The sequence below is a fragment of the Streptomyces cirratus genome (assembly GCF_014650775.1).
Taxonomy (GTDB): domain Bacteria; phylum Actinomycetota; class Actinomycetes; order Streptomycetales; family Streptomycetaceae; genus Streptomyces; species Streptomyces cirratus.
In genome coordinates, this window is the sequence record NZ_BMVP01000005.1 from 392,354 (window position 1) to 407,478 (window position 15,125).

The window sequence follows — 15,125 nt, forward strand, 5'->3', positions numbered from 1 at the left end:
CCCGGTGGGTCGCGCCCCTCTCATGTCTGCGTTCAGCGGCCTCAGGCCTGCGGGGAGCCCCCGAAGCGCTCGCGGTAGGACTCCAGGTCCTCCTCCGTGACCCGGGCGAAGAGCACCGGCGGCACGGTGAACGGCGTACCCGCCGGGACGGCGTCCAGCGACTTGGCCTGCTCCGGGGAGATCCACGTGGCCGTGTCGTCGGCGAGCGCGAACGCGGAGCGCATGGCGCGCGCCGAGGCCGGGATGAACGGCTCCGAGACGACCGAGTAGAAGTGGATCAGGTTCATCGCGGTGCGCAGGGTGAGCGCCGCGCCCTCCAGGTCGGTCTTGACCTCCAGCCAGGGGGCCTTCTCGTCGAGGTACGCGTTGCCGGCGGACCACAGGGCGCGCAGCGCGGCCGCGGCCTTGCGGTACTGGAGGGACTCCATGTGGCCCTCGTACTCGGCCAGCAGCTCGGCGATCTGCTCGCCCAGCCTGCCTTCGGCCTCGCCGGCCGGGCTGCCCGCCGGGACCTCGTCGCCGAACTTCTTGCGGGAGAAGGTCAGCACGCGGTTGACGAAGTTGCCGAGCGTGCCGCCGAGGTCCTTGTTGACGGTGGCGGCGAAGTGCTCCCACGTGAAGGACGAGTCGTCGGACTCGGGGGCGTTCGCGATGAGGAAGTAGCGCCAGAAGTCGGCCGGGAGGATCTCCAGCGCCTGGTCGGTGAAGACGCCGCGCTTCTGCGAGGTGGAGAACTTGCCGCCGTAGTACGTCAGCCAGTTGAAGGCCTTGACGTAGTCGACCTTCTTCCAGGGCTCGCGGGTGCCGAGCTCGGTGGCGGGGAACATCACCGTGTGGAACGGGACGTTGTCCTTGGCCATGAACTGCGTGTAGCGCACGTCCTCGGCCTCGTACCACCAGGACTTGTAGTCGCGGTTCGCCGGGTCGGTGTCCGCCCACTCCTTGGTGGAGGCGATGTACTCGATCGGCGCGTCGAACCAGACGTAGAAGACCTTGCCGTCGGCGGCGAGCTCGGGCCACGTGTCGGCCGGGACGGGGACGCCCCAGTCGAGGTCACGGGTGATCGCACGGTCGTGCAGGCCCTCGGTCAGCCACTTGCGGGCGATGGAGGAGGCCAGCTGCGGCCACTCCTCCTCGTGCTCCGCGACCCAGGCCTCGACCTCGTGCTGGAGCTTGGACTGGAGGAGGAAGAGGTGCTTGGTCTCGCGGACCTCCAGGTCCGTGGAGCCGGAGATGGCCGAGCGCGGCTCGATCAGGTCCGTGGGGTCCAGGACGCGGGTGCAGTTCTCGCACTGGTCGCCGCGGGCCTTGTCGTAGCCGCAGTGCGGGCAGGTGCCCTCGACGTAGCGGTCCGGCAGGAAGCGCCCGTCGACCGGCGAGTACACCTGGCGGATCGCGCGCTCCTCGATGAAGCCGTTCTCCTGGAGGCGGCGCGCGAAGTGCTGGGTGATCTCGGCGTTCTGCTGCGAGGAGCTGCGGCCGAAGTAGTCGAAGGACAGCTCGAAGCCGTCGTAGACCGCCTTCTGGGCGTCGTGCGCCTGCGCACAGAATTCGGCGACCGACAGGCCGGCCGCCTTGGCGGCGAGTTCGGCGGGGGTGCCGTGCTCGTCGGTGGCGCAGATGTAGAGGACGTCGTGGCCGCGCTGGCGGAGGTACCGGGAGTACACATCCGCCGGAAGCATCGACCCGACCATGTTGCCCAGGTGCTTGATCCCGTTGATGTAGGGAAGCGCGCTGGTGATCAGGTGTCGAGCCATCCTCGGATGCTCCATTTCATATGTGCGGTATGTGCGGTGACAACGGGCCGTGACGGACTGTGATGCTGTTCATCGTATCGAACCGCCGAAAGGCCCGGCGCCCCGTTTTTCCACGGGTGGACGTAACGCAAAAGCGAGGGAAGTGACCTCTGCGTCACGGCCCTCGCGCTGGGGTCATGTTACAGGCGCGGCGGCGGGGCCCCGGACCCGTGACCGGAGGGTGGGCGCGGGCGGACGGCGGGGTCCGTCCCGTCGCGTCGACGCCGTTTTGCCGGGTGGGAGCACCTGCCGGGGGGCATATGCGTGTGCGCTGGTTGAGCCGTCACCCGATCGAAGGAGATCACGAGTCGATCGTCACCGAACGCTTTGCTTCCAGGTTTCCTCTCTGCGCCCACCGAATGCGCCCGCGCTGACAGGCTGACGGCGAGAACGCCGGGCAGACGAGAGCCGCGAGGGACGCTCGGCGTACGAGGGCGGGGCACGGCGACGAGGGTTCGGCACATCCGGCGGGCTTCGGGTTCAGCGGGTTCAGGCGGGTTCAGCGGGTTCAGGGGACGAGGTGGAGCGGTGAGTGATGGCGGACCCGAGGAGTCCGGGGGTGCCGTGGGACTGCCGAGCCGGCGACGGCAGCCGACTCCCATGACCCAGTGGGACCCGCCCGCACGCCTGTCCTATTGGGCTTTCCATACCAATCGGCGGCCTGCGTACATGCGTTTCGCGTATCTTCAGCTCGGCTCCGACGCGGCCGCCGAGGACGCGGTGGACGCCACCTTCGACTCGATCATGAACGAGTGGCTCCGGATGCTTCACATGGACCGCCTCGACGCCTACGCCTGGACCGTCCTCAAGCAACGGATCGTCGACCGCCAGCACCGCCGCACGCCCTGCCCCGAACCGATGGACATCAGCGCCTTCGAGGCGGCTCTCAAGGAGGTCCACACCGACCAGTACGAAGTGCTGACGGACACCATCCGCTTCTACTCGGCCGTCTCCCGGCTCGCCGAGCGGCAGCGGGACGCGGTGCTGCTGCGCTACGGGCTCCAGTGCAGCCCCGGTGAGGCGGCCGCCGTGATGGGCGTCGACGAGGCCACGGTCCGTTCGCAGCTCGGGCAGGCCCACCGTCGGCTCGCCCGCCTGCTCGACGCCTCCGCCGAATCATGAGGCCGCGAGAGGGCCAGGACTGCGACGGCACCCCCCGCTCCCTGGCCGAGTTCCTGAGCCGGGCCAGCGTGCGCGACCGCTACCCGCACTACGACCTCGGAGCGGCGGAGGCCCGGCTCCTGCGCATCCCGCGCACCGGCTTGGGCCACGTCCACGCCCACGGCCGCGCCCGGCGCCGTTCCGGCTACGGCTGGAGCGACCCGGCGCGGGACATGCCGCTGGACGCCGAACGGGCCCGGCGCGACCTCAAGGCCGTCTGCCTGGCGGTCGTCTGCGACCCGAAGGCCGAGGCCCGGCTCCGCTCCTTCACCGACCGCGGCCACACCGACCTCGTCGGAGCCGTCGTCTTCGGCTGTCTGCTGCACCTGGCCGGGATGCGCGAAGGCGCCCGTTTCTGGTGGCAGTTCGCCGCCGGTTCGGGCCGGGCACGGACCGCACCCGCCGCGTACTGCCTCTTCCTCGACCACTCGCGGCGCGGCGAGCACCACGACGCCCGGGTCTGGGCGGTCGAGCTGGGCCGCCGCGGATTCCGGCCGGGCGGCCGCCGCGACCTGCGCGAGGTGCGGCTGTGCGCTCAGGCGGCGGTCCTGCGCTACGTCGACCAGCTCGACGACGCCGACCTGGGCCCGGTGCCGCTGCCGAAGCCCGGACTGGCCTCGGTGATCAGCGCGTTCCGGCGTCCGGTGGTGCCCGCGGAGCCGACCCGGCTCGGCGCCGGCCCGCTGCGCCATCCGTCCCTGACCGCGGCGGCCCGCCTCAGCGGCCGCTCCGCCGGCCCCGGGGAGGCGCTGGCGGAGGCCCGCCGCGCCCTCGCCGTCGTACGGGTACTGGAACGGCACCCGCTGGGGGTTCGGCCCGGCCTGCTCGCACGGGAGGCGGGGCTGGCGGAGGCGGAGCTGCGGCCGGTGCTGTCGATGCTGTGCGAGGAGGAGTACGCGTACCGGCCGGCCGCCGGGGTCTACGGCCGGGGGCCGGCCCTCGACCGGCTCGCCGGCCAGGGCCGCACGGGCCTCGCGGAGCAGTTGCAGCGGACCCTGGCACTCGCGCGGGACAGCGCGGGCGCCGCCGTCTACCTCAGCCGGTACGCCGAGGGCGAGGTCCGGATCACGCAGATGGCGGACGGGCCCGGGGCACCGCCGGTGCGGGAGTGGGTGGACTTCCGTGCCGCCGCGCACGCCAGCGCCGTCGGCAAGTGCCTGCTGACCCAGCTCGACCACGACGGGCGGGCCGATCACGTGGCCCGGCACCGCCCGGCCCGGCTCACCCGGCAGACCATCACCGACAGCAGGGTCCTGTTCAGCGCCCTGGACGCGGTGGCCCCGGGCGCCCCCGTCTTCGACCTGCGCGAGTACTCCCCCGGGGTCGTCTGCGCGGCCGTCCCCATCGCGGCGGGGGACGCCGCCGGCAGCCTCGCCCTCTCCCTCCCGGCCACCCACGCGCACCGGCTGCGGCACGCCACCGACGCGCTGCGCCGCAAGGCCGTTCCGGTGCTGCTCGCCCTGCTCCTGACGGGGGCGATCCCCCCGGACGCCCCGGACGCCGCGGCCGAGCCGGAGCCGGTGAGCGTGCCGGTGCCGCAGCAGGCGGGCGCCGCGGGGATCACCCCCGAGGTCCTGCGCCACCTGAGGAACCTGTTCCGTACGCCGCTGACCGGTGCGGGGAGCGCGGCCGCCCCCGAGGGACCGCACCTGGTCAGCGACCCCGCTTCGGCGGCCGCGTACCTCTTCGACGCCGCCTGCGACGGCGGGCAGCCGCGCCTGGCCCTGCCGCGCACCTTCGGCCCCCTCAGCCCGGGCAGCCTGACCGCGCCCGGGGCGCTGGTGGTGCTGCGGGCCTGGGCGGACTAGACCGTCAGTCCGGCAGCCTGACCGCGCCCGGGGCGCTGGTGGTGCTGCGGGCCTGGGCGGACTAGACCGTCAGTCGCCCGGGGTGAAGGAGTCCAGGGCGGCGTCGAAGTGGCTGCGGGCCTCGCCGAGCCGGCCGACCGGGGCGGAGACCCAGACGTCGTACAGGCGGCCGTTCTCGTCCCAGCAGAGGTCGAACGTGTGCCGGGCGCCCTCCGCCGTGGTGAAGCCGTTCCAGGTGAACTCCCAGAGCGCCGCGGGCAGTCCGTTGTGGGTGGTGGCGACGACCGTGCCGTCGCGGTAGCCCGGGTTGCTGTCGGGGCCGTCCGCGTCGGAGGCCCGCATGGTGGCGAGCGGGCCGCCGGGGGCCGCAGGCTTCGTCTTGATGCCGATGCGGAACGCGCCGTCCGGGGACACGTAGAAGACCCTCTGGTCGTCGGTACTGCGCTGGTAGCCCTGGGGCACGGCCAGGCTGAAACCCTGCGGGTCGGCCAGCATCCGGTAACCGGCGGGCGCCCGCTTGGCGCTCGCGGCGGCGGGCCGGGAGGACGGCGGCGGGGCGGACGCGGAAGGGGCCGACGCGGAAGGGGCCGGGGTCGAGGGGAGCGATGCAGCAGCCGGGGGCGACGAGGGGGCGGCGTTCGCCGGGGCCGGGGAGACCACCGTGGTGGCGGGGCCCGGCGCAGCCCGCCCCGCCGGTTCCGCCGTCCCGCCCCGCAGCAGCGACGTCACGGCCAAAGTGGCCACCACCGCCGCGACGACGAGCGCCGCCACCAGCCCGGCCCGCAACCCCGGCCGGGACCGGGGCCGCAACGCCGCGGTCGGGACCGGGGCGGCGGGCTCGGGCGGGACGGCGTCGACGGGCCCGGGACCAGGGCGAGGAACCGGGACCAGCGGAACCCGTCCCGTGGCCACGTACGCCGACAGCAGCCGCTCCGCCTCGGCCGCTCCCAGCCGGCGCTCCGGATCGCGCTCCAGCAGTCCCCGCACGACCGGCAGCAGCGGGCCCGCCTGCGCCGGCGGCCGGATCTCGGCGTAGACGACGGCGTGCAGGACCCCTCCGAGCGAGTCGCGGTGGAAGGGCGACTCCCCCGTCAGTGCCGCGCACAGCAACACGCCGAGCGACCACAGGTCACAGGCCGGAGCGGCCGCCGCGCCCTGCATCCGCTCGGGCGAGGTGTACTCGGGCGAGCCGACGAACGCGCCGGTCTCGCTGATCGTGGTGGCCCCGGCGAGGTGCGCGATGCCGAAGTCCGTGAGCACCACCCGGCCCGTACCGGCCTCCATCAGGACGTTCGCCGGTTTGACGTCCCGGTGGAGCACCCCGCGCGCGTGCGCCGCGCTGAGGGCGCCGAGCAGTGCGAGGCCGGTGCGCGCCGTCTCCTCCACGCTCAGGGGCCCTGCGGCGGAGAGCCGGTCGGCGAGCGAGCCGCCGTCGACGAGTTCCATCACGATGTGCGGGCGCCCCTCGTGCTCCACCACGTCGTGGACCACGACGACGTGCGGATGCCTGACCTGCGCGACCGTACGGGCTTCCCGCAGGGCGCCACCGGACTCACGACCGCCGTCGAGGTGCAGCTCCTTGACCGCGACGGCCCGCCCGAGCAGCTCGTCCTCGGCCCGCCACACGGTCCCCATCCCACCCCGCCCCAGCCGCTTCTCCAGCCGGTAACGTCCGCCGATCACAGCACTGTTGCGCGACTCGCCCTGCGACACGTTCTCCCCCTCGACCCGTCCACGGCCATGATGCCGCACCGGCCACCCCGGGGGGATCGGGCGGTGGAGCCGTCGTGTCGGTCATGTGTCAGTGGCTGTCGCTCGGTTGTCGGTGGGATCCGGGACCTTTTGAGAGGACCTGCCGGGTGTGCATCCGGCAGGCGGTTCGAGGAGGGGATCTCTCATGCATGACGTAGTGATCGTGGGCGCGGGCCCGGTCGGTCTGTTCCTCGCTTGCGAGCTCGGTCTGGCGGGCTGCTCCGTCCTGGTGCTCGAGCGGGAGGCGGAGGCCGGATCCCCGTTCAAGGCGGCGGCGCTCGGGTTGCGGGGTCTGAACGCCGCGTCGGTCGAGGCGTTCTACCGCCGCGGAATGCTGCACCGGCTGTTGACGGCGTCGGGCGCCGCCGATGATCGCGGCGCGGATCCGCAGGGGGAGCCGTCACCACCGCGTCGCGGTGGCCACTTCGCCGGCATCATGCTCGACGGCGCCAAGTTCGACGAGGCCTCCCTGCCGTTCTTGCTTCCCGGCCCGGCGGCGGGGGGCCTGATCACGAACCTCGAAGCGGTCGAGGCGGTGCTGTCCGAGCAGGCCGCCAAGCTGGGCGTGGAAGTCAGGCGCGGCGTCACCGTCAGCGCCCTGGCCCACGACAAGGAGGGCGTCGTCGCCCGGGCCGGCACGGCCGAGTACCCGGCGCGCTGGCTCGTCGGCTGCGACGGCGGCCGCAGTACGGTGCGCAGGCTCGCCGGCTTCGACTTCACCGGCACCGAGCCCCGGTTCACCGGCTACAGGATGCAGGCCACTTTCGCCGATCCCGAGAAGCTCAGCTTCGGGTTCAACCTCACGTCGACGGGCATGTACCTCCAGATCGCGGAGGGGAACATCGGCATGATGGACTTCGACGGCGGCGCGTTCGACCGCTCGCAGGAGCCGACTCGCGACCACCTCCAGGCCGTTCTGCGCCGGGTGTCCGGCACCGACGTGACGGTGACCGGCGTCGATCTGAGCTCCACCTTCACCGACCGGGCGATGCAGACCTCGAGCTACCGGCAGGGACGCGTCCTGCTCGCGGGCGACGCCGCCCACATCCACTCCCCGCTCGGCGGGCAGGGACTCAACCTGGGCATCGGCGACGCCGTGAACCTGGGCTGGAAGCTCGCGGCCACCGTGCTGGGGCGGGCTCCCGACGCACTTCTCGACACCTATACCCGCGAGCGCCACCCGGTCGGTGCGCAGGTGCTCGACTGGTCCCGCGCCCAGGTGGCGATCATGAGCCCGGACCCGCACGCCCAGGCGATCCAGGCAGTGGTCCGCGACCTGCTCTCGACCAGTGACGGAACGACCTACGCGCTGGGGAGGATCTCGGGAACCTCGGTCCGCTACGACCTCGGTGGCGACCACCCGCTCATCGGCCGCAACGCCCCGGACCTCCGCCTCGCGGACGGCACCCGCCTCGGCGACCTGATGCAGGACGGACGGGGCGTCGCGCTCGATTTCAGTACCGGCGGACGCCTGCGCGCTTCGGTGACGGGCCGGGAGAGCCGAATACGGTACGTGGCGGGACCGGCGAGGAACGACCTCGGACTGGGCGCCGTGCTCGTCCGCCCTGACGGCGTGGTGGCCTGGGCCGCCGGCGACCGCCCCGACACGGATGCGTTCGAGCGGACCGCCGACCACTGGTTCGGCGCCCCGACGACCGACTGACGCGCCGGGAACGCAAAAGACCCCACCGCGGGGGTGGGGTCTTGCTGGTGTCCGAGGGGGGACTTGAACCCCCACGCCCGATAAAGGGCACTAGCACCTCAAGCTAGCGCGTCTGCCATTCCGCCACCCGGACCAGGTGGTCGGCCCCGGTTTCCCGCGGCGACATGGACAACAATAGCAGGGGATCGGGGTGGTTCCGACCAGGTATTCGGGGCGGGGGGCGGCGCTGACCTGCGGGCATGGCGGGACCGGGCGGTCAGGGGCAGTGGATGACCTGTCCCGCGTACGAGAGGTTGCCGCCGAAGCCGAACAGCAGGACGGGGGCGCCGGAGGGGATCTCGCCGCGCTCGACCAGCTTCGACAGGGCCATCGGGATGCTCGCGGCGGAGGTGTTGCCGGAGTCCACGACGTCCCGGGCGACGACGGCGTTGACGGCGCCGATCTTCGCGGCGAGCGGCTCGATGATGCGCAGGTTGGCCTGGTGCAGGACGACGCCGGCCAGCTCTTCCGGGGTGATCCCGGCCTTCTCGCACACCTTGCGGGCCAGCGGCGGGAGCTGGCTGGTGGTCCAGCGGTAGACGGACTGGCCCTCCTGGGCGAAGACGGGGGGCGTGCCCTCGATCCGGACCGCGTGGCCCATCTCCGGCACGGAGCCCCACAGGACGGGGCCGATGCCGGGCTCCGCGCTGGCTTCGACGACGGCCGCGCCCGCGCCGTCGCCGGTCAGCACGCAGGTGGTGCGGTCCGTCCAGTCGGTGATCTCGGTCATCTTGTCGGCGCCGATGACCAGGGCGCGGGTGGCGGAGCCGGCCCGGATCGCGTGGTCGGCGGTGGCCAGGGCGTGGGTGAAGCCCGAGCAGACGACGTTGAGGTCCATGACGGCGGGCCCGGCGCTCACGCCCAGTTTGGCGGCGACGCGGGCGGCCATGTTGGGCGAGCGGTCGATCGCGGTCGAGGTGGCCACCAGCACGAGGTCGATGTCACCGGGCAGCAGCCCGGCGTGGGCGAGGGCCTTGCCCGCGGCCTGGAAGGCCAGCTCGTCGACCGGCTCGTCGGGGCCTGCGATGTGGCGGGTCCTGATGCCGACCCGCGAGCGGATCCACGCGTCGTTGGTGTCGACCATCGCCTCGAGGTCCTCGTTGGTGAGCACTCTCGCGGGCTGGTAGTGCCCTAGCGCCACCACGCGTGAACCGGTCATGGGCGGGATCCCTCTCGTACGAGTGTCAGGTTCACCCAGCTTTGCCTGCTACCGGCGGGTACGGGTGCGTGTGACCCGACAGGAATAGGGGGCCTTACTTTGGAGAATTCAGAGGATCTTCCTGCCGGGGACGCCTGGGGCGGCGCATCCGCGAGAATGGGGCGGACAGGTGCGTGACGGACCGTACGCACGTCAGAGCGACAGAACGACGGAGTGATCACATGGGGCGGGTCACCGAACGCCGTCGCGTCATCCGGATCCGCGGCGGCGTCGCCGGGGCCCGGCCGGACACGCTCGTGGCCGAGGAGCCGCTGGAGATCAGGCTCAACGGCAAGCCGCTCGCCATCACGATGCGCACCCCGGGCGACGACTTCGCGCTCGCGGCAGGCTTCCTGGTGAGCGAGGGGGTGCTCGCGCACGCCTGCGACCTCCAGGCCGTCACCTACTGCGAGGGGGCGGCCGAGGACGGGTCGAACACCTACAACGTGGTGAACGTGCGCCTCGCTCCCGGGGTTCGGCTGCCCGACATCTCCCTGGAGCGGAACGTCTACACCACCTCCTCCTGCGGCCTGTGCGGCAAGGCCAGCCTGGACGCGGTCCGTACGGCGACCCGTTTTCCCGGGCTCGCGGCCGACCCGGTCCGCGTGAGCGCGGCGGTGCTGGGGGAGCTGCCGGACCGGCTGCGTGCCGCGCAGAAGGTCTTCGACCGAACCGGCGGCCTGCACGCGGCGGCGTTGTTCTCGGCGGAGGGCGAGCTGCTGGACGTACGGGAGGACGTCGGCCGGCACAACGCCGTGGACAAGATCATCGGCCGGGCGTTGCAGGCCGGGCGGCTCCCGCTGGGCGGCGCGGTGCTGCTGGTGTCGGGCCGGGCGTCCTTCGAGCTGGCCCAGAAGGCGGTGATGGCCGGGATACCGGTGCTGGCCGCGGTCTCGGCCCCGTCCTCCCTGGCGGTCGACCTCGCACTGGAGTCGGGACTGACCCTGATCGGCTTCCTGCGCGGGCAGGACATGAACATCTACGCGGGCGAGGAGCGGGTGACGCTCTGAGCCCGGCGCGCGTCATTTCCTCCTGCGCCCCCGGCCGCCCTGTCCGCGCGCCGGCTTGGGATCCGGGGCCGGCGGGTCGATGCGGTGCAGGTCCAAGGTCGCGGGGAGGGGGCTGGTGCCCGGGCCGCCCGCCCGCGCCCAGGCGATGATCTCGTCGGTCGCGGTGTCGTCGAGGGCCCAACCGAACCAGGCCGCCCTGGCGCCCCGGCGCCGGGCCTCGCTGGTGGGCTGGACGACGATCACATTGGCCTGGGCGCAGGGGCCGAGGCACTCGCTCGTACGGACCGCCAGGCGCCCCCCGGAAGCGGCGGCGGCCTCCCGCAGCCGGGCCAGCTGTCCGGCGTGGTCGGTGCCGGGGTTCTTGCGGGGGTCTCCGCAACAACAGCCCCGGCAGACCACCAGGGTGCACGGGCGTTCGGCGTGGGCGGAGAGCGGGCGTATCCAGGTCACCGATGCACGTTACCGGGCCTGCACGGCGGGGTGTTGGACCGTTCAGGAGACCTCCGCCACACGAGGGGCGGGCAGTTCGGTGCTGCCGGCGCCTGCGGGGTCCTGGGCGCGGCGGCGGGCCAGTACCGCACAGACCATCAGCTGCATCTGGTGGAACAGCATCAACGGCAGCACCGCGAGCGCGGCCTGCGCGCCGAACAGCACGCCGGCCATGGGCAGTCCGGCGGCGAGGCTCTTCTTCGACCCGGCGAACTGGATGGCGATGCGGTCTTCACGGCCGAAGCCGAGGCGCCCGGCCCCGTACCAGGTGACCAGCAGCATCACGGCGAGGAGTACGGCCTCCACCCCCGTCAGCGCCGCCAGGCGCACGAGGCCGACCTGGTGCCATATCCCGGCGGCCACGCCCGCGCTGAACGCCGCGTAGACGACGAGCAGGATCGAGCCCCGGTCCACGTAGCCGAGCACCTTCTTGTGGCGGACCAGGAAGCCGCCGATCCAGCGGCGCAGGACCTGGCCCAGCAGGAACGGCAACAGCAGATGGAACACGATGCCCAGCAGGGAGCCGGCAGAGAGGCCGCCGGCCCGGCCGCCCAGCAGCCCGGCGGCGAGCAGCGGTGTGAGGAGGATCCCGGCGAGGCTGGAGAACGAGCCGGCACAGATGGCGGCGGGCACGTTCCCCCGGGCGATCGAGGTGAAGGCGATGGAGGACTGGATGGTCGAGGGGACCAGGCAGAGGAAGAGCAGGCCGTGGTAGAGCGGCGGGGTCAGGACGCCGGGGACGAGCCCGCGGGCGGCCAGGCCCAGCAGCGGGAACACGGCGAAGGTGGCGGCGAGCACGGTGAGGTGGAGCCGCCAGTGGCGCAGGCCGTCGAGGGCCTCGCGGGTGGAGAGCCGGGCCCCGTAGAGGAAGAAGAGCAGGGCGACGGCGAGGGACTGGGCCGCGTCGGCGACGGTCGCGGCGGTGCCCCGCGCGGGGAGCAGCGCGGCGAGGGCGACCGTGGCGAGCAGGGCCAGGACGTACGGGTCCGGCGGGAACCGGACGGGCGGGCGGGGGCGGGCCATAAGGGTGCTCTCTGCTACCGGGGGCGGGTCTTCCCCATGCTGACGCGGGTGACGGTCATCGGGAAAGCCGTACACCGCTCTGACTGTCATCACGTATCGCAATAGCCTTGAGCGATGAACGGTCCCGGTATGTACGACCCGGTCCAGCTGCGCACCTTCCTGACCGTCGCGCAGACGCTCAGCTTCACGCACGCGGCGGGCCGGCTCGGGGTGCGCCAGTCCACCGTCAGCCAGCACGTGCGGCGGCTGGAGGAGGCGACGGGCCGGCCCCTGTTCACCCGCGACACGCACAGCGTCGAGCTGACCGAGGACGGCGAGGCCCTGCTCGGGTTCGCCCGCACCATCCTGGAGGCGCACGAGCGGGCGGCGGCCTTCTTCACCGGCACCCGGCTGCGCGGCCGGCTGCGCTTCGGGGCGTCGGAGGACTTCGTCCTGACCCGGCTCCCGGAGATCCTGGGGACCTTCCGCCAGGAGCACCCCGAGGTGGAGCTCGAACTGTCCGTCGAGCTGTCGGGCATCCTGCACGAACGGCTCGACGCGGGACGGCTCGATCTGGTGCTCGCCAAGCGGCGCGGACCCGGGGACGAGCGCGGGCGCCTGGTGTGGCGGGACCGGATGGTGTGGATCGGGGCGCAGGGGCTGCGGGTGGACCCGGAGCGGCCCGTTCCGCTGATCGCCTTCCCGCCGCCGGGCATCACCCGGGCGCGGGCCTTGGAGGTGCTGGAGCGGGACGGGCGGCCCTGGCGGATCGCCTGCACGAGCGGCAGCCTGAGCGGGCTGGTCGCAGCGGCCCGCGCGGGGCTCGGCGTGATGGCGCACACCCGCGGTCTGATCCCGCCGGGGCTGGTGCGGGTCGGCGGGCTGCCGGAGCTGGGGCCGGTGGAGTTCGCGCTGCTCCAGGGGCGGCGGCCGACCCCGGCATCGGACGCCCTGGCGGCCGCCGTCCTCTCCGGCGGCGACCGCGTGAGCCGTCCGGCGTGAGCGGACCCGCGTGAACGGGCCGGCGTGGGCGGACCCGCGTGGGCAGGCCGGCGTGAACGGGTCCTCGCCAGGCGGCTGGAGCAGACCGCGAGCCGGCCGCTCCCGGCCCCTCCGTGCAGGTCACACGTACACCGGACGGTCCGGGGGGATCTTGTGGAGGTTTCCCGGGGGGTGCCGGTCGGCCGGTCGCGTGGGATAGCGTCGCGGCGCCGCACGGAGAGGAGCGGGATGTTGCGCGAGTTCACCGTCCCACCCGTGGTCGCAGGCACGCCGTCCGGCGGCCTCGCCGACATCGTCTTCCAGCACGCCCGTGAGGACCCGGACCGGGTCGTGCTCGGCCGCAAGACGGACGGGGTCTGGGGCGACGTGACCTCCGGCGAACTGGCCGAGGAGGTGCTGGCGCTCGCGAAGGGGCTGCTGGCGCAGGGCGTCGGCTTCGGGGACCGGGTCGCGGTGATGTCGCGGACCCGGTACGAGTGGACCCTCTTCGACTTCGCCTTGTGGGCCGTCGGCGCCCAGCCCGTGCCCGTGTACCCGACGTCCTCCGCCGAGCAGGTGCACTGGATCCTGTACGACTCCGGTTGCACGGGCTGCGTCGTCGAGAACGAGGACCAGGCCATGACGGTCGGCTCGGTCATCGAGCGCCTCCCCGGCCTGCGCAGGCTGTGGCAGCTCGACGCCGGGGCGGTGGCGGAGCTGGTCGCGGACGGTGCCGGGATGGCGTCCGACGTGGTGCACCGGCACCGCCGGGCGGTCACGCCGGACGCGGTGGCCACCGTCATCTACACCTCCGGTACCACCGGCCGCCCCAAGGGCTGTGTCCTCACCCACGCGAACTTCATGTTCGAGGCCGACACGATGGTGACCCGGTGGGAGTCGGTCTTCCAGGCCGGCGCGGGTGAACAGCCGTCCACGCTCCTCTTCCTGCCGCTGGCGCACGTCTTCGGGCGGATGGTGGAGGTGGCCGCGGTCCGCGCCCGGGTCAAGCTCGGGCACCAGCCGGTGCTGGCGGCGGCCGAGCTCCTGCCCGACCTCGCCGCGTTCCGGCCGACGTTCGTGCTGGGGGTCCCCTACGTCTTCGAGAAGGTGTTCGCGGCCGCCCGCCGCAAGGCGGAGGCCGAGGGGCGCACCGGCCCCTTCGACCGGGCGGTGGAAACGGCCGTGCGGTACGCGGAGGCGCGAGAGCAGAAGGCCTTCGGTACCGGCCCGGGCCCGTCCGCCGGGCTGCGCATGGAGCACCAGCTCTTCGAGAAGCTGGTGTACGGCAAGGTCCGCGAGGCGATGGGCGGCCGGGTGCGGCACGCGATGTCGGGCGGGTCGGCGATGTCGCGCCGGCTGGGCCTGTTCTTCGACGGCGCGGGCGTCACGGTCTACGAGGGCTACGGCCTGACGGAGTCGAGCGCGGCGGCCACCGCGAACCCGCCGGGGGCGACGAAGTACGGGACGGTGGGGCCGCCCATCCCCGGCTGCACGGTGCACATCGCCGACGACGGCGAGGTCTGGCTGCACGGCGCCCACATCTTCTCCGGATACCTGAACGACCCCCGCGGCACGCAGGAGGTCCTGCGCGGCGGCTGGCTGGCGACCGGGGACCTGGGCCGGCTGGACGAGGACGGCTACCTGACCATCACCGGGCGCAAGAAGGAGATCCTCGTGACCTCCAACGGCAAGAGCGTTTCGCCGACAGCCCTGGAGGAGCGGGTGCGGTCGCATCCTCTGGTGTCGCAGTGCGTGCTGGTGGGCAACGACCGCCCGTACATCGCGGCACTGCTGACGCTGGACGTGGAGGGCGTCGCGCACTGGCTTTCGATGCGGGGGCTGCCGCAGCAGGCGGCGGCGGAGCTGGTGCACGACGAGGAGCTGACGGCGGAGGTGCGCAGGGCCGTGGTCGCCGCGAACACGCTGGTCTCGCAGGCGGAGGCGATCCGCACCTTCCGGGTGCTGCCCGGCCAGTTCACGGAGGAGGGCGGCCTGCTGACCCCCTCGCTGAAGTTGAAGCGGAAGGCGATCGAGAAGGCGTACGCGGTGGAGGTCGCGGCCATGTACCAGCGGTGACGGCATGTCGCGGAGGCCCGGGGGGCCGGGGGCGGGGACCGGAGGGCACCCGTTAGACCACCCGGATGGCGGGAATACGCCGTAGACATGGCCGGTTGTCGCCCGACGCGTCGTAGCGGGCGCACCGGCACGACACCCACCCGTCCCCGA

10 protein-coding genes, 1 tRNA gene and 1 pseudogene are annotated in these 15,125 nt (G+C 73.0%); 6 read left to right on the forward strand and 6 right to left on the reverse strand.

The window, feature by feature from the left end:
- Positions 1–41: 41 nt before the first annotated feature.
- Positions 42–1,757 carry a methionine--tRNA ligase gene (metG, locus tag IE207_RS17140; RefSeq protein WP_190185074.1) on the reverse strand — a complete coding sequence of 572 codons (1,716 nt, stop codon included), beginning with the start codon at positions 1,755–1,757 and terminating at the stop codon, positions 42–44.
- A 708-nt stretch (positions 1,758–2,465) separates the two neighbouring features.
- On the opposite strand from metG, the gene IE207_RS17145 reads away from it, so the two are divergent.
- Together IE207_RS17145 and IE207_RS33210 are read left to right on the forward strand one after the other, a co-directional pair.
- Positions 2,466–2,918: an RNA polymerase sigma factor gene (locus tag IE207_RS17145; protein ID WP_229873781.1), complete on the forward strand. Its 453-nt coding sequence runs from the start codon at positions 2,466–2,468 to the stop codon at positions 2,916–2,918.
- Positions 2,919–3,706: 788 nt separating this feature from the next.
- A pseudogene (locus tag IE207_RS33210) lies at positions 3,707–4,426 on the forward strand (IclR family transcriptional regulator domain-containing protein); the annotation flags it as partial.
- A gap of 408 nt (positions 4,427–4,834) precedes the next feature.
- Here the strand turns inward: IE207_RS33210 and IE207_RS17155 are convergent.
- Complete coding sequence (locus tag IE207_RS17155) at positions 4,835–6,478, reverse strand: serine/threonine-protein kinase (RefSeq protein ID WP_506004948.1); 1,644 nt, start codon at positions 6,476–6,478, stop codon at positions 4,835–4,837.
- Between the two features lie 184 nt (positions 6,479–6,662).
- On the opposite strand from IE207_RS17155, the gene IE207_RS17160 reads away from it, so the two are divergent.
- Positions 6,663–8,180 carry an FAD-dependent monooxygenase gene (locus tag IE207_RS17160; RefSeq protein ID WP_190185075.1) on the forward strand — a complete coding sequence of 506 codons (1,518 nt, stop codon included), beginning with the start codon at positions 6,663–6,665 and terminating at the stop codon, positions 8,178–8,180.
- Positions 8,181–8,225: 45 nt separating this feature from the next.
- Here the strand turns inward: IE207_RS17160 and IE207_RS17165 are convergent.
- Together IE207_RS17165 and IE207_RS17170 are read right to left on the reverse strand one after the other, a co-directional pair.
- Positions 8,226–8,313 (reverse strand) — tRNA-Leu (locus tag IE207_RS17165).
- Positions 8,314–8,436: 123 nt separating this feature from the next.
- A complete protein-coding gene (locus tag IE207_RS17170; protein WP_190185076.1) occupies positions 8,437–9,378 on the reverse strand; it encodes a beta-ketoacyl-ACP synthase III in 942 nt (313 codons plus the stop codon).
- 221 nt (positions 9,379–9,599) lie between these two features.
- Here IE207_RS17170 and fdhD point away from each other — a divergent pair, with 221 nt between their 5' ends.
- Positions 9,600–10,427 carry a formate dehydrogenase accessory sulfurtransferase FdhD gene (gene fdhD / locus IE207_RS17175; protein ID WP_190185077.1) on the forward strand — a complete coding sequence of 276 codons (828 nt, stop codon included), beginning with the start codon at positions 9,600–9,602 and terminating at the stop codon, positions 10,425–10,427.
- Positions 10,428–10,439: 12 nt separating this feature from the next.
- Here the strand turns inward: fdhD and IE207_RS17180 are convergent, their stop codons facing one another.
- Positions 10,440–10,877 (reverse strand): (2Fe-2S) ferredoxin domain-containing protein, encoded by a 438-nt coding sequence (locus tag IE207_RS17180; RefSeq protein WP_190185078.1) that lies wholly within the window; start codon positions 10,875–10,877, stop codon positions 10,440–10,442.
- A gap of 42 nt (positions 10,878–10,919) precedes the next feature.
- On the reverse strand, positions 10,920–11,939 hold the full coding sequence (locus IE207_RS17185; protein ID WP_190185079.1) for a bile acid:sodium symporter family protein: 1,020 nt from the start codon (positions 11,937–11,939) through the stop codon (positions 10,920–10,922).
- A gap of 129 nt (positions 11,940–12,068) precedes the next feature.
- Here IE207_RS17185 and IE207_RS17190 point away from each other — a divergent pair, with 129 nt between their 5' ends.
- Together IE207_RS17190 and IE207_RS17195 are read left to right on the forward strand one after the other, a co-directional pair.
- Positions 12,069–12,920 carry a LysR substrate-binding domain-containing protein gene (locus tag IE207_RS17190; RefSeq protein WP_190185138.1) on the forward strand — a complete coding sequence of 284 codons (852 nt, stop codon included), beginning with the start codon at positions 12,069–12,071 and terminating at the stop codon, positions 12,918–12,920.
- 231 nt (positions 12,921–13,151) lie between these two features.
- Positions 13,152–14,975, forward strand: a complete 1,824-nt coding sequence (locus IE207_RS17195) for an AMP-dependent synthetase/ligase (RefSeq protein WP_190185139.1) — start codon at positions 13,152–13,154, stop codon at positions 14,973–14,975.
- Positions 14,976–15,125 lie beyond the last annotated feature (150 nt).

Bases quoted from the DNA above. Each gene is read 5' to 3' on its own strand.
- IE207_RS17145 (WP_229873781.1), top strand. From the start codon at position 2,466: ATGCGTTTCGCGTATCTTCAGCTCGGCTCCGACGCGGCCGCCGAGGAC.
- IE207_RS17190 (WP_190185138.1), top strand. From the start codon at position 12,069: ATGTACGACCCGGTCCAGCTGCGCACCTTCCTGACCGTCGCGCAGACG.
- metG (WP_190185074.1), bottom strand. From the start codon at position 1,757: ATGGCTCGACACCTGATCACCAGCGCGCTTCCCTACATCAACGGGATC.
- IE207_RS17170 (WP_190185076.1), bottom strand. From the start codon at position 9,378: ATGACCGGTTCACGCGTGGTGGCGCTAGGGCACTACCAGCCCGCGAGA.
- IE207_RS17185 (WP_190185079.1), bottom strand. From the start codon at position 11,939: ATGGCCCGCCCCCGCCCGCCCGTCCGGTTCCCGCCGGACCCGTACGTC.
- IE207_RS17160 (WP_190185075.1), top strand. From the start codon at position 6,663: ATGCATGACGTAGTGATCGTGGGCGCGGGCCCGGTCGGTCTGTTCCTC.
- fdhD (WP_190185077.1), top strand. From the start codon at position 9,600: ATGGGGCGGGTCACCGAACGCCGTCGCGTCATCCGGATCCGCGGCGGC.